This is a genomic window from Pedobacter sp. BS3 (assembly GCF_008274585.1).
In the GTDB taxonomy this organism is placed as follows: domain Bacteria; phylum Bacteroidota; class Bacteroidia; order Sphingobacteriales; family Sphingobacteriaceae; genus Hufsiella_A.
In genome coordinates this window covers 157,716-170,712 of record NZ_VTRT01000001.1, presented here as the reverse complement: position 1 = coordinate 170,712, position 12,997 = coordinate 157,716, and the positions used below count along the sequence as shown (strand labels likewise).

Below are 12,997 nucleotides of genomic sequence, written 5' to 3'. Positions count from 1 at the left end.
ACAGGCAACCACTTAAGCTTGCGCCAGCGAGGGTTTTTAGTCAACTCCTCCATAGATATAGATACAGACTTCTTCTTTATAGTATTATTAGTAGTATCTTTTTTCTTTGCTTGCTTCATCAATATAAAAATACATGGCTTCACGGGTAGTTATGGATATGAGGCACAGGATGCCAAACAATTTGCAGATTGGGGATTTGATTTTTTAAAGTATGACTGGTGCTCTTACGCTAAACTGGAAAATGCTGCTCAAATGCTGCAGAAACCTTATAGGTTAATGGGCTCTTTGCTTAAAGCTCAAAAAAGAGATATTGTTTTCAACTTATGCCAATATGGAAGAGGGGAAGTATGGAAATGGGGAGCCGAAGTGGATCTGTGGCGGCAAAAAGATCTGGGTTCTTTTAAACGTGGATATGAGGCAGAAGTTCCGTCTCGTGGTGTCCTTTTATTGAGAATCAGGCAGGTTAAGTCCTGAAAAAAAGTTACCTTTCAGAAAAAGACTTAAAATGGAAGTATTATATAAAACGTGTTGCCTGATGATGATGCTGGTCAATCTTGTTTTCATTCAAACAGTAAAGGGGCAGCACGCTGCCCCGCCCGATTTTAAAAACTGTAAAAAATGCATCGTTCTTTCCGAGCAATCTGTTGACAGGGCAGCCATACTGGATCTTACGCAAAAAAAGATCGTATGGGAATGGAGAGCTAAACTCTCAGGAATAAAGCCCGAACATTTTACGTGGTTTAAACACATCTCGGATGCAAAGGCTGTTTACAATGGCGAATATATTCTTACCACTGCATCGGGCGGCGGCGTAGCATTGGTCAGAATATCTGATAAAAAGCTCATGTTTTATGCCTATGCCGGCGGTAATACCCATTCAGCAGAATTATTGCCCGACGGTAATATTGTTACCGCTTCCAGTAACGGCAATTATATTACAGTATTTAGAACGGATACACTTAATTTTCCGGATCATGTCTATCATAAAAACATACCGGTTGCTTTTGCCCACAACGTGGTTTGGGATAAAAAAAATAAAGTACTATGGACAGCCTCAAATAATAAACTCAAAATCTATACATATAATTTTAACTGTGAAATGCCCGATCTGCTTCTGACAGATTCTATCGGTTTACCGGGAGCACAAGCTCATGATCTTTTTCCTGTTTATGGTAAAAATGCGCTTTGGATATCTAATACTACGTCTGTTTTTAAATATCATATAAACACGAAAAAGCTTGAGAAGATATCTGTTCCTTATAAGGATGTAAAAAGCATTAGCTCGGGGCCAGGAGGCTATCCTACCCTATTAATTGCGCCTGAAAATACTTATAAAGCATGGTGGACAGATGATATTCATTCTCTTAACGAACCGGTAATATTTAAGCAGGAAGGTTTAAAAATGTATAAGGCCCGGTGGTTTATAGAAAACAGCTTCAGCTATCAGCCGGGAAGCACAATCAGGGTTTGTAATGATAATTTATAAGAAATAATAAAATGAAAAAGAGTGTGATCTTTCTATTCCTGGTTATAGTATCGTACTCATCCGTGTGCCGACGCTGAAGCTCTGGCGCAAGCGTCCGAAGCCCGCTACAGAAAGTTATAACCAAAGGTGGAAGTTGTCACATAAAAAAGCCCGCCTTCGTTAAAACTTCGGCGGGCGAAGGCGGAGAGACAGGGATTCGAACCCTGGGTACGGTTACCCGCACAACGGTTTTCGAGACCGCCCCGTTCAACCACTCCGGCATCTCTCCTTAAAATCGAACGTGAGCAAAAATAAGGTTCTTTTTGAAAATTTCAGGGGTTGAAATACCCGGAACAAGAAAAGCGCACCAAATAGTGCGCTTTTCAATTGCTTGGCGGAGAGAGAGGGATTCGAACCCTCGATACACTTTTGGCGTATACACACTTTCCAGGCGTGCTCCTTCAACCACTCGGACACCTCTCCTATTAATGAAGCGCAAAAGTAGGATTATTTTCTTAATTGTAACGGGGGATAGCCTGTTAAAGTTACTTTATTGCTAAAAGTCCCACCCATCAAGAATACGTAGCTTGTTGTGTAATATTTTAGAGATAATACGCTTCAAAAAACTTGGTATTTCACTAACTTTACTATCTATTTTCAAACAAATGAACTTAAATTAATCAATATGATAAAAAAACAAGCCAGGCAGATCTATCTATGCAATTTACTATTACTTTCTCTTATTATTCTGCTAAGCAGTTTTCAAAGAGCCGGTACCGTCAGGAGTACAAAAGATACTAAAACTCAGGCCCCCGATAAACCCAATATTTTACTCATAGTATGGGATGGTGTCCAGGCACAAAGACTAGGTAGTTTCGGTGCTGACTATATGCATACGCCAACTATAGATAAACTATCGCAAACCGGATTTACGTTTCAACATTGCTTCGTCCATCAGGCAGTTTGTAACCCTTCGCGACTTACTTTGCTTACCGGCCTCAGGCCAGATGCAATTAAAGTTTATGATAACCAAACCCCCTTGCATAAAAATAGTCCTGACGTAACAACCCTAACGCAGGTGTTTCACAATAATGGATATACAACCGTAAAGATAGGAGGAGTAGTATCAGGCGGTAAGGAAGACAACATGATCTGGGATAAGACAATCAAGGCTAAAGGTAGTTGGGTTGGAAAAGGATATCTCTCTCCTGAGTCCAAAAAAATAATAGCAGAATATCAACAAGAGCATCCTAAAGCGAAAACGGCAAAAGGACCTGCCTGGGATATGGCCGATGTATCTGACACTTCTTACGCAGACGGGAAAAGTACTGTCGCTGCTATTAGTGAGTTAAAGCAACTGAAGAAGGGAGGAAAGCCATTTTTTATGGCCGTTGGTTTGAGTTCCACTCATCTTCCCTTTAGAGCTCCTAAAAAGTATTGGGATATGTACCCTCCGGAAAGTATCCGGTTACCGGATAATTTTTATAATCCGAAAAACATGTTAGAATATTCCATGAATAAAACAAGTGAAATAGACGGATATGCCAACATGCCTAAATATCAGGAAATGGTATCCGATTCTTTAGCCAGGATAATATTGAGAGGGTATCAGGCATCTATTTCATACGCCGATGCACTTACCGGAATGATTTTAAATGAGCTTAAAAAACAGGGATTAGACAAAAACACCATAGTTGTTTTCTGGAGCGATCATGCCGCAAAAGTAGGAGAGCATCATGGATGGGCTAAGCATACCAACTTTGAAATAGATACCAATATTCCACTTGTAGTTCGTGTACCATGGATAGAAAGTGCTATCGACAAAAAGAGTGATAAGTTAATTGAAACCGTAGATATATTTCCAAGCTTAACACAACTATGTAAGCTCGACGGCCCTGCCAATCTTCAGGGAAATAGTTTTGTTCCCTTACTATTGGATAACAATATTCCATGGAAGGAAGCGGCATTAAGTCAATATCCAAGAGAGGGAGGTAAAATCATGGGACATAGTATGCGTACAGAAGATTACCGGTATACAGAATGGATACGTGTAGCTAATGGAGCAATTGTGGGAAGAGAGCTATATGACCACAAAGTTGATCCGGGAGAAAATGTCAATGTAGCAGGCGACAAGAACTATAAGAGTACAGTCGAAGAACTATCCGTATTATTAAATAAAAGATGGGAGGCAAGCGTGACTCCCGGTGGATTTAACAGTTCTTCAGCTTGGGGGCCTCTAACGGAAAAGTCTAAGAAATAATTTGAGATCAGTTATGCAATTATTTCCTCACAGATATAAGGGCCTGCTTAAAAATAGAAAACGTGAAGTTATACGGAGGAGCTGCTGGTGTCACCAGCAGCGGCAGGAAGCCATGGACGGTGTCTTCACCGTCCATTAATTAAACCTGTGAAATCTTTATCTGAAATTTAAACAGGCTCTAAACATACTCTTAGTGCTTTTATTTGAGCAAGCCCGGCAAAAATGGAAAAATCCCACTCTTGCCGGGCTTCTCTTTTGCTGGCGGAGAGAGGGATTCGAACCCTCGATACACTTTTGGCGTATACACATTTTCTCCTCCGGAGTCTCGTGGACCAGGCATGCTCCTTCCCCTCCAAAGGAGTCCCTTGGGTAAAGGGGGCCTTCGGACAACCACTCAAACACCTCTCCGTTAAGGGACAGCAAAATTTTAGTACATGACAAAAAATAATAAACCACACCATTTTGTCCTGAGAGGAACGATTCGGGATAGAAACATAGGTTTTTAGCGATTTAAAAGGAGACATAGTTCTACTGAAGCTTTGCTTCAGCGGCTTATGTGTGACTAAAAAGTTTTTTGGAAACGATTGTAGGTCTATGTACCTATGTGGTTAAAAATGTCATGTAGTAAATATTAAAACTTCACTATTTGCGATTGTTATTCTGCATAAACTAACTTTAAAATTACGGGTTATATAAAAAAACAATTGTTATGGCAAGTTTTAAAGAGCTGATACATTCAGACAAACCCGTTTTAGTCGACTTTTTTGCAACCTGGTGCGGGCCTTGTAAAGTCATGTCGCCTATATTAGAAGATGTTAAAAAGAAAATCGGCGATAAGGCAACCATCATTAAAGTAGACATTGATAAAAACCCGCAGGCGGCATCGGCTCTGAATATCCAGGGTGTGCCAACATTTATCCTGTTTAGAAACGGCGAATCAAAATGGCGGCAGTCAGGCGTTGTGCAGGCACATGAGCTTGAGGCAGTGATTAACAATTACATTTAAAGCAAATTCAGCTTTTTAAGTATGTTTGCATCCGGAAAAGGTACTTTGATTAACGTGCCCGCCTAACAACGGATTGAATGCTGAAATTAGACGAGATTAAAAAGCCGATAGCTACCGAGCTGGATGTTTTTGAAGATAAGTTCAAGGCAGCCATGCGGAGCACTGTTCCTTTGCTGGATCGGGTAACCCATTACATTGTTAAAAGCAAGGGAAAGCAGATACGTCCGATGTTCGTATTCTTTTCTGCCAGCCTGTGCGGAGGCATAACCGAAGCAACCTATCGTGGGGCAGCCCTGGTTGAGCTGCTGCACACGGCCACCCTGGTACACGACGATGTGGTGGATAATGCCTATGAGCGCCGGGGGATGTTTTCAATCAATGCCCTGTGGAAAAACAAAATAGCCGTTCTGGTAGGCGATTACTTGTTGGCCAAGGGACTGCTGCTATCCGTAAATAACGAAGATTTCGCCTTGCTGAAAATTGTAAGCGAAGCCGTTAAGCAAATGAGCGAAGGCGAGCTGTTGCAAATAGAAAAAGCCCGTCGTTTAGATATCGACGAAAAAATCTACTACGAAGTTATCCGCCAGAAAACCGCTTCCCTCATTGCCTCCTGCTGTGCCTGTGGAGCAGCATCTGCCGGAGCCGACGCCGGAACCGTTGAAAAAATGCGCCTGTTCGGCGAAAAAATCGGCATTGCCTTCCAGATTAAAGACGACCTGTTCGATTTTGGTACCGACGATGTAGGCAAGCCGCTGGGCATCGACATCAAGGAAAAGAAAATAACACTTCCGCTGATATACGCCCTCAACAAATCGTCGCGGACAGAAAAGCGCAGGATGATAAACCTGGTAAAAAATCATAACGAAGAACCAGACAAAGTTGCCGAAGTCATCCATTTTGTGCGCAACAGCGGGGGGCTGGCCTACGCAGAAATGCAAATGCACCGGTACCAGGGAGAAGCCTTTGACATTCTGAACACATTTCCCGAGCACGAATCACGGTTAGGATTAGAGCAATTAGTTCGCTTTACTACCGAGCGAAAAAAATAAGCATGTCTAACGAGATACTATTCTTCAGCGCCTTCATTTTATTCATCATCCTGATGCTGGCTATAGATCTGGGCCTTTTTAACAAAAAAGACCATGTAGTAAGCATCAAGGAGGCCGCCATTATGAGCGGTATCTGGATATCGCTGGCCATAGGCTTTTATTTTTTGCTTATCACCGAAGGGCATGAACTGCATGGCATAACCAATTACGATCAGCTGGCCGCAATTACCAAAAAACATTTGCACAATATCCAGCTCATACCCGGTAACTTTTACGAAAGCCTGCAACTCTATAAGCAAAACCTTGGCCTTGAATTTTTAACCGGTTACCTGGTAGAATATGCCCTGTCTGTAGACAATATATTTGTTATTGTGCTTATTTTCAATGCATTCCAGGTTAACGAAAAATATTACCACCGCGTATTGTTCTGGGGCATTATCGGCGCCCTCATTATGCGTTTCATATTTATATTTTTAGGCGCCGTATTAATCACCCGTTTTAACTGGATACTGTATCTTTTCGGAGCTTTCCTGGTTTACACCGGCATTATGCTGTTTATCAACCGTAACGAAGAAGAAAAAATCGACACCAGAAATCACCCCGTTATCCGGTTTGCATCAAAATATTTCAGGGTTTACCCCGAATTTGCCGGTAAAAAATTCTTCATCCGTAACCAGGGAAAAGCGTTTATTACACCCTTATTCCTGGTGTTGCTCATTGTTGAATTTACCGATCTGATATTCGCTGTAGATTCTATTCCCGCCATATTTTCAATAACCAAAGACCCCTATATTGTATTCTTCTCCAATATTTTTGCTATTCTGGGCCTGCGTTCCATGTTCTTTTTGCTGGTAAATATTATCCACAAATTCCATTACCTCAAAATCGGGTTATCCATTTTGTTGTCCTTTATCGGCTTTAAAATGCTGGCGCATCATTGGTTACAGCAATGGGGATTTACCACGCTGCATTCGCTGGTAATTATCCTCTTTATCCTCACAGCAAGTGTTGTAGTCTCGTTGCTGTTCCCTAAAAAGCAGGTAAAGTAAATCCTGTCAGCGTGCAAATGCCTGTTTTTTGAAAAGCACGTGCAACGTTCTTTGACGAAGGTGGTTCCCGTCCATACGTTGTAGCCCTATATTCATGCTTTTCTAAAAATAATAACTTTGAATTCTGGCTTCTGACCGCTACATTTATGTGAAGTATACCTAAATCCTCTTGTATGAGCCAGAACCTGGTACAGCAATCTAAGCGGCTGTTGTCGCTGGATGTGTTTCGCGGCATTACCGTGGCCGCCATGATATTGGTGAACAACCCGGGCGACTGGGGGCATATTTATCCGCCACTGGAGCATTCCGGGTGGAACGGCTGCACGCCCACCGATCTGATCTTCCCGTTCTTTTTGTTTATTGTGGGCGTTTCTATCAGCTTTGCGCTGGGCAGTAAAAAGGAAAATCATGAGGCGCATGGTCAGATCATTTTAAGGGCATTGAAACGTGCACTGATCCTTTTTGGGTTAGGACTTTTCCTGTCGTTATTTCCTAAAATATTTACTAATCCGGCAGAAGCGTTTGCATCTGTACGTATTCCCGGTGTACTGCAACGTATTGCCGTTGTGTTTTTTATCTGTGCCGTTATTTTTGTTAAAACAACCCGCAAAACGCAGCTTTACCTGTTCTGGATATTGCTGATAGTGTATTGGGCGCTGGTGATGTTTGTTCCGGCACCGGGTGTCGGTTACCCGAACATGGGAAAAGAGACCAGCCTGGGTGCCTGGATAGACCGTACTTTATTGGGCGAAGCGCATTTATGGAAAGTTTCTAAAACCTGGGATCCGGAAGGTATATTAAGCACCATCCCTGCTGTAGCTACCGGCTTGTTCGGTGTGCTGGTGGGCACGTTCCTGCGAAAGAAAAATGTGTATGCAAGTACCAAAGTAGCCTGGCTGTTTACCGTTGGCACAACAGCAGGAATTCTGGGCTTGATCTGGGATCTGGAATTTCCCATTAATAAATCGCTATGGACCAGCTCATTTGTTTTATACACCGGCGGACTGGCGACTACGGCCTTAGCGCTATTTTATTGGATTATTGATGTGCAGGGTTATAACCGCTGGACAAAACCTTTTGTGGTATATGGCGTGAATGCTATTACGGTATTTTTCCTTTCGGGATTGATTCCGCGTATCCTGAATATGATACGTATAAAAACGCCGGCAGGCGAGGAGCTTGGCGGCAAGGAATGGCTGTATCAAACATTTTATGTGCCGTATTTTTCTCCGGTGAACGCATCGCTGGCCGGAGCCATTACATTTGTACTGATCTGGCTGGGTATTTTATGGTGGATGTATAACCGGAAGATCATTATTAAAGTGTAGGTTTGATTGTTAATCGGATGGCTTTGGGGTGATGTGATGGATAACACTGTAACTATATAGATGCAGAGCCATCCTGATATAGGTAACTTGCATCCTTTAGACGAAAAAAAGCTATGTTCCTACGCGGTTTCAGGAAAGTGATAGCATGCAGGCAGAGGGGGCAGCTAACTACTGTTTTTATAATATGCAGAAATTAAGGCTATAGCGGCAGCAGCTAAGAGTATACCGCCCATAATGAAGTAAGATTTCCGATGCGCAAAGTTCAGTGTCCAGCCTAAGCCGCTACGCTTCTTCACCCAAATGGCCGGGTCATTGGGGTTTATATAGATAAAATACCCTTTCCAGAAGTTAGGGTTTTGTCTGTTAAACTCATTCATTACGTTAAAGATACAGCTACGCCTGCTACTTTCATAATGTTAATTTAATGAAGGCATATCCTTTACTTACCGTTTTATTTAATATACTAAGTATCGAAGAGATTACTTCAACTGCCGAAGCTAACCGGAAGTAAAAATATAACCCTTATTCCACGGGTTAAAATACTGCAATATTACCGCTGCTACGTGGATTAAATGCCTGAATATTGTAACTTTGCGCTCTAAAATTTAACAATTATGGCTTACAGAATTGAACACGATACCATGGGCGAAGTACAGGTTCCTGCCGATAAATATTGGGGAGCCCAGACACAACGCTCACGTAATAACTTTAAAATAGGTCCCGAGGCGTCAATGCCTAAGGAAATTATTAATGCCTTTGCTTATCTTAAAAAAGCGGCGGCCTATACCAATACCGACTGTGGCGTTCTGCCTGCCGAAAAACGCGATCTGATTGCCAAGGTGTGCGATGAAATACTGGAAGGAAAGTTGAATGACGAGTTTCCGCTGGTGATCTGGCAAACCGGTTCAGGTACACAATCGAACATGAACGTAAATGAAGTAATTGCCAACCGTGCCCATGTACTGCAGGGCAATAAGCTGGGCGAGGGCAAAACCTTCATTCACCCGAACGATGATGTGAACAAATCGCAATCATCTAACGATACCTTTCCTACGGCCATGCACATTGCCGCTTATAAAATGGTAGTAGAGGTAACTATTCCCGGCGTTGAAAAGCTTCGCGATACGCTGAAAGCAAAATCCGAAGCCTTTAAAAACGTGGTAAAAATTGGTCGTACGCACTTAATGGATGCTACGCCGCTTACCCTGGGCCAGGAATTTTCAGGATATGTTTCGCAACTGGATCATGGTTTAAAAGCGTTAAGAAATACGCTCGACCACCTTTCTGAACTGGCTTTAGGTGGAACCGCCGTGGGAACCGGCATTAACACACCTAAAGGTTACGATGTAAAAGTTGCCGAATACATTGCCAAATTTACCGGACTGCCTTTGCGTACCGCCGAAAACAAATTCGAAGCCTTGGCTGCACATGATGCTATTGTTGAAAGCCACGGAGCTTTAAAGCAAATAGCCGTATCGCTGATGAAAATAGCTAACGATATCCGTCTGCTGGCTTCAGGGCCACGTTCAGGTATCGGCGAAATTCATATTCCTGATAACGAGCCCGGATCATCCATTATGCCTGGTAAAGTTAATCCTACTCAAAACGAAGCTGTAACCATGGTTGCCGCACAGGTAATGGGTAACGATGTCGCTATTTCTGTAGGAGGCTCTAACGGACATTACGAGCTGAACGTGTTCAAACCGGTTATGGCCGCTAACTTCTTACAATCAGCCCGCCTTATTGGCGATGCCTGCGTATCGTTCACAGAAAACTGCGCCAAAGGCATTGAGCCTAATTACGAAGGCATTAAGAAGCATCTTGAAAATTCATTGATGCTGGTAACCGCGTTAAACCCGCACATTGGTTACGAAAATGCTGCTAAAATTGCTAAAAAGGCGTTGAAAGAAAATACTTCGCTACGCGAAGCCGCTATTGCACTCGGCTTACTAACCAGCGAACAGTTTGACGAGTGGGTTCGTCCGGAAGATATGATCGGTAGTTTGAAATAACGCTGATTCAAAAGGTGCAGTAATGCATGAGAAGCTTATTGCACCTTCTCTTATTTGTCGAAATCGCTTCTCAGATCGGTTTTTCCACGTTTCGAATATTTTGATCGTTTCGTTTATTTCGTTAAATTTACACCTGATCTTTTATTAATATCCTATAAAATGAACACGCTGGAAAAAATAAGAAAACCTTCAAAAGTTGAGCAAAAGGTTGCAATAGAGTCTTATAATACATTGGCGTCGGTAATCAAGCAAATTAATTCAGATAAAACAGAGATCGGGATTGAGGGAACTAAAGATAAAATTGTGATCCCTGTCAGGGCATTAAAATTTTTAAGCGATATTCTCAGGGCAATGAGCCAGGGAAAACCCATTTCGCTCGTTCCGGTTGCTACAGAAGTAACAACCCAAAAAGCTGCCGAAATTTTAGGTTGTTCCCGTCCACATTTGGTAAAACTATTAGAGGATGGTAAAATTGAATTTACTAAAGTAGGGAAACATCGAAGGATTAAATTCGAAGATATTTTAAAATATAAAAAGCAGCTGAAGGAAGAGCAAAAGAGACATATTATTGACATAATGAATTTTGATGAAGAAATAGGTCTCTATGATTCATAGTGTAAGATTTAAAGCTGTATTAGATACAAATGTCATTTATCCGGTAATTATACGGGATCTGTTATTTTGGTTTGCTCACTATGATCTGTACACTCCAAAATGGAGCAAGCAAATTTTTATTGAATGGGAAAGAGTGATGGAGGAGAAAGGTGTATCAAAAGAGGAAATTCAAAAAAGGGTTCAGATAGCTAACAAAGCTTTTCCTGATGCTTTAGTTAATAATTATGATGGGCTTTTAAAAAACCTGGAATTGCCCGACCCTGATGATTGTCATATATTGGCTGCCGCAATCAAAATCAATGCAAATGTAATTGTAACAAATAATCTAAAAGATTTTCCGGAAGAATATTTAGATTCATTTGGTTTGAAGGTTAAATCAGCAGATGACTTTTTAACTGATATTATAGATTTGAATCACGAACAGGCGGTGACAGCGTTTAAAGAAATGGTTTTACACAAAAAGAACCCTGAGCTTGATGAATATCAGGTTTTGGATATGCTTAGAAAAAGCGGTTTGAATGATACTGCAAATTACTTGCATACTTTACTATAAATAGCGTTTAATTACATCTGTGATACATGGTTTGGACAGACTTAATTATTTTTCCCTCTTCTGACCTGTTGGGGATAACCCGAAAAGTGAATATTACTTGCCTGTCCCGAGGAGGAACGATTCGAGATACGGGACTCATCTTTTAACCTTTAAACTTCAACATTTACAATGTATCGGCGATTAAGCTTCTTACTTATTCTGTTATCCGGATTACTGGCTTCGGCCTGCTCACTAAATCCGAATATACAGGACAAAGGAGCTGAATTTCTGCAAGGCGTGTGGAACGAAGACAGCGTAGTGTACCAGGATAAGCTGCTGCAATATACCCAACATCAGTTTACATTTACCTGCGATTCTGTGTATGCCCGGTTAAGTACCACAGCCAAAGTAAATACGGTTATCGACAGCTGTTATCAGAACGGGCATTGGACAGAATATGCCAAAGGAAATTACCTGTTCAGAAACGATACCCTGTTTATCAGCGCCACATTCACCAAACCCGATTACAAACAGAAAATTTCAGGATGCCATCGTATCGGTTTATACCTTAAAACATTGATAGTAAAACGGCGCACAGCAGATACATTATATCTGCAAAGTCCCGATCAGCATTTACCAATAACATTGGTGCTAAAACAAAAAATAATTTGTAATCCTAAACCCATAGATTAGCAGAAGTGAGCAGTATCAACTATTAATCTGTGCATTGGTGCCAAATCAATTATAAATCGACGTGTAAGTTTATGTCATTGATTGTAAGATCATTACAGTTTTGCCCCGAACCCCGGATTACTCTGAAGACGCTTCGTTCAACTTTTTGCTTTTTACTTTTTACTTTTGACTTAACACAAGTATGATGAAAAAAACATTCACAAAAATTTGTATCCTGGCTGGTATATTAGTTTACCTTCCGGGATTTTCCATGGCCTGGGGATTGCTGGGACATCGCATTGTTGCCGAAATTGCCAACAGTTACCTGAACGCTAAAGCCCGTGTTGAAATTCAGAAAATATTAGGTAACGAGTCTATGGCTATGGCCAGCAACTGGCCCGATTTTATCAAGTCAGACCCATCATACAACTATCTCAGCAAATGGCATTATATTGATTTTGACCAGAGTCTGTCTTACCAACAGATGCAGGATTTTTTGCAGCAGGATACAGCCACCGATGCATACACCAAACTCAATTTCCTGGTAAAAGAATTGAAAAATAAAAGTCTTCCGGCAGATAAGAAGCTGATGTACCTGAAACTGGTTATCCACATTGTGGGCGATCTGCATCAGCCCCTACATACGGGGCGAACAGAAGATAAAGGTGGAAACACGATCAAAGTATCCTGGTTTGGGCAACAAACCAATCTGCATGCTGTTTGGGACGAAAAATTGATCGAGTACCAGCAGCTCAGCTATACCGAATATACCAAAGCAATTAACTATACTACACCGGCGCAGCGTACTGAATGGCAGCAGCAACCCATTAGCAAATGGATCTATGATTCTAATCAATTAGCGCAAAAAATATATGCTGGTATTAAGCCGGAAGCCCGTTTAAGCTACCGGTATAACTTTGATTACGTGGCCGACCTTAACCAGCAATTGCTTAAAGGCGGAGTTCGGCTTGCCGGTTTACTGAATACTATTTTTGGTTCATAGCTACTG

13 protein-coding genes and 2 tRNA genes are annotated in these 12,997 nt (G+C 41.7%); 12 read left to right on the top strand and 3 right to left on the bottom strand.

Annotated elements, in window-relative coordinates:
• Positions 1 to 18 precede the first annotated feature (18 nt).
• Positions 19 to 474 carry a hypothetical protein gene (locus FW774_RS20770; RefSeq protein WP_317132750.1) on the top strand — a complete coding sequence of 152 codons (456 nt, stop codon included), beginning with the start codon at positions 19 to 21 and terminating at the stop codon, positions 472 to 474.
• A gap of 31 nt (positions 475 to 505) precedes the next feature.
• Positions 506 to 1,486: a DUF6528 family protein gene (locus tag FW774_RS00670; RefSeq protein WP_149346239.1), complete on the top strand. Its 981-nt coding sequence runs from the start codon at positions 506 to 508 to the stop codon at positions 1,484 to 1,486.
• Positions 1,487 to 1,667: 181 nt separating this feature from the next.
• On the opposite strand, the gene FW774_RS00665 is transcribed toward FW774_RS00670, so the two are convergent.
• Positions 1,668 to 1,754: transfer RNA gene (locus tag FW774_RS00665), tRNA-Ser, on the bottom strand.
• A 103-nt stretch (positions 1,755 to 1,857) separates the two neighbouring features.
• A tRNA-Ser gene (locus tag FW774_RS00660) sits at positions 1,858 to 1,948 on the bottom strand.
• 202 nt (positions 1,949 to 2,150) lie between these two features.
• On the opposite strand from FW774_RS00660, the gene FW774_RS00655 reads away from it, so the two are divergent.
• The 5 genes from FW774_RS00655 (at position 2,151) to FW774_RS00635 (ending at position 8,157) form a co-directional block, all read left to right on the top strand.
• Positions 2,151 to 3,725 (top strand): sulfatase, encoded by a 1,575-nt coding sequence (locus tag FW774_RS00655; RefSeq protein WP_149346238.1) that lies wholly within the window; start codon positions 2,151 to 2,153, stop codon positions 3,723 to 3,725.
• A gap of 709 nt (positions 3,726 to 4,434) precedes the next feature.
• Positions 4,435 to 4,731: a thioredoxin gene (trxA, locus tag FW774_RS00650; protein WP_149346237.1), complete on the top strand. Its 297-nt coding sequence runs from the start codon at positions 4,435 to 4,437 to the stop codon at positions 4,729 to 4,731.
• Between the two features lie 77 nt (positions 4,732 to 4,808).
• A complete protein-coding gene (locus FW774_RS00645; RefSeq protein WP_149346236.1) occupies positions 4,809 to 5,780 on the top strand; it encodes a polyprenyl synthetase family protein in 972 nt (323 codons plus the stop codon).
• Between the two features lie 2 nt (positions 5,781 to 5,782).
• Positions 5,783 to 6,829 (top strand): TerC/Alx family metal homeostasis membrane protein, encoded by a 1,047-nt coding sequence (locus FW774_RS00640; RefSeq protein ID WP_149346235.1) that lies wholly within the window; start codon positions 5,783 to 5,785, stop codon positions 6,827 to 6,829.
• 173 nt (positions 6,830 to 7,002) lie between these two features.
• Positions 7,003 to 8,157, top strand: coding sequence for an acyltransferase family protein (locus FW774_RS00635; protein ID WP_149346234.1), 1,155 nt, complete (start codon positions 7,003 to 7,005; stop codon positions 8,155 to 8,157).
• 164 nt (positions 8,158 to 8,321) lie between these two features.
• Here FW774_RS00635 and FW774_RS00630 read toward each other — a convergent pair whose 3' ends face one another.
• The gene (locus FW774_RS00630) at positions 8,322 to 8,534 is read right to left on the bottom strand and encodes a DUF5808 domain-containing protein (protein ID WP_149346233.1); all 213 of its coding nucleotides are present in this window, start codon (positions 8,532 to 8,534) and stop codon (positions 8,322 to 8,324) included.
• A 237-nt stretch (positions 8,535 to 8,771) separates the two neighbouring features.
• Between FW774_RS00630 and fumC the strand changes: the two genes are divergently transcribed.
• The 5 genes from fumC to FW774_RS00605 all read left to right on the top strand — a co-directional run bounded on the left by fumC (position 8,772) and on the right by FW774_RS00605 (position 12,991).
• Positions 8,772 to 10,169, top strand: coding sequence for a class II fumarate hydratase (gene fumC, locus FW774_RS00625; protein WP_149346232.1), 1,398 nt, complete (start codon positions 8,772 to 8,774; stop codon positions 10,167 to 10,169).
• 159 nt (positions 10,170 to 10,328) lie between these two features.
• Positions 10,329 to 10,784 carry a helix-turn-helix domain-containing protein gene (locus tag FW774_RS00620; protein ID WP_149346231.1) on the top strand — a complete coding sequence of 152 codons (456 nt, stop codon included), beginning with the start codon at positions 10,329 to 10,331 and terminating at the stop codon, positions 10,782 to 10,784.
• Entirely contained in the window at positions 10,774 to 11,337 is a 564-nt protein-coding gene (locus FW774_RS00615; protein WP_149346230.1) for a putative toxin-antitoxin system toxin component, PIN family, read from the top strand. Before FW774_RS00620 ends, FW774_RS00615 begins: the two co-directional genes overlap by 11 nt.
• A 168-nt stretch (positions 11,338 to 11,505) precedes the next feature.
• Complete coding sequence (locus tag FW774_RS00610; protein WP_149346229.1) at positions 11,506 to 12,009, top strand: fumarate hydratase; 504 nt, start codon at positions 11,506 to 11,508, stop codon at positions 12,007 to 12,009.
• A gap of 181 nt (positions 12,010 to 12,190) precedes the next feature.
• On the top strand, positions 12,191 to 12,991 hold the full coding sequence (locus FW774_RS00605) for a S1/P1 nuclease (RefSeq protein WP_149346228.1): 801 nt from the start codon (positions 12,191 to 12,193) through the stop codon (positions 12,989 to 12,991).
• Positions 12,992 to 12,997: the final 6 nt, after the last annotated feature.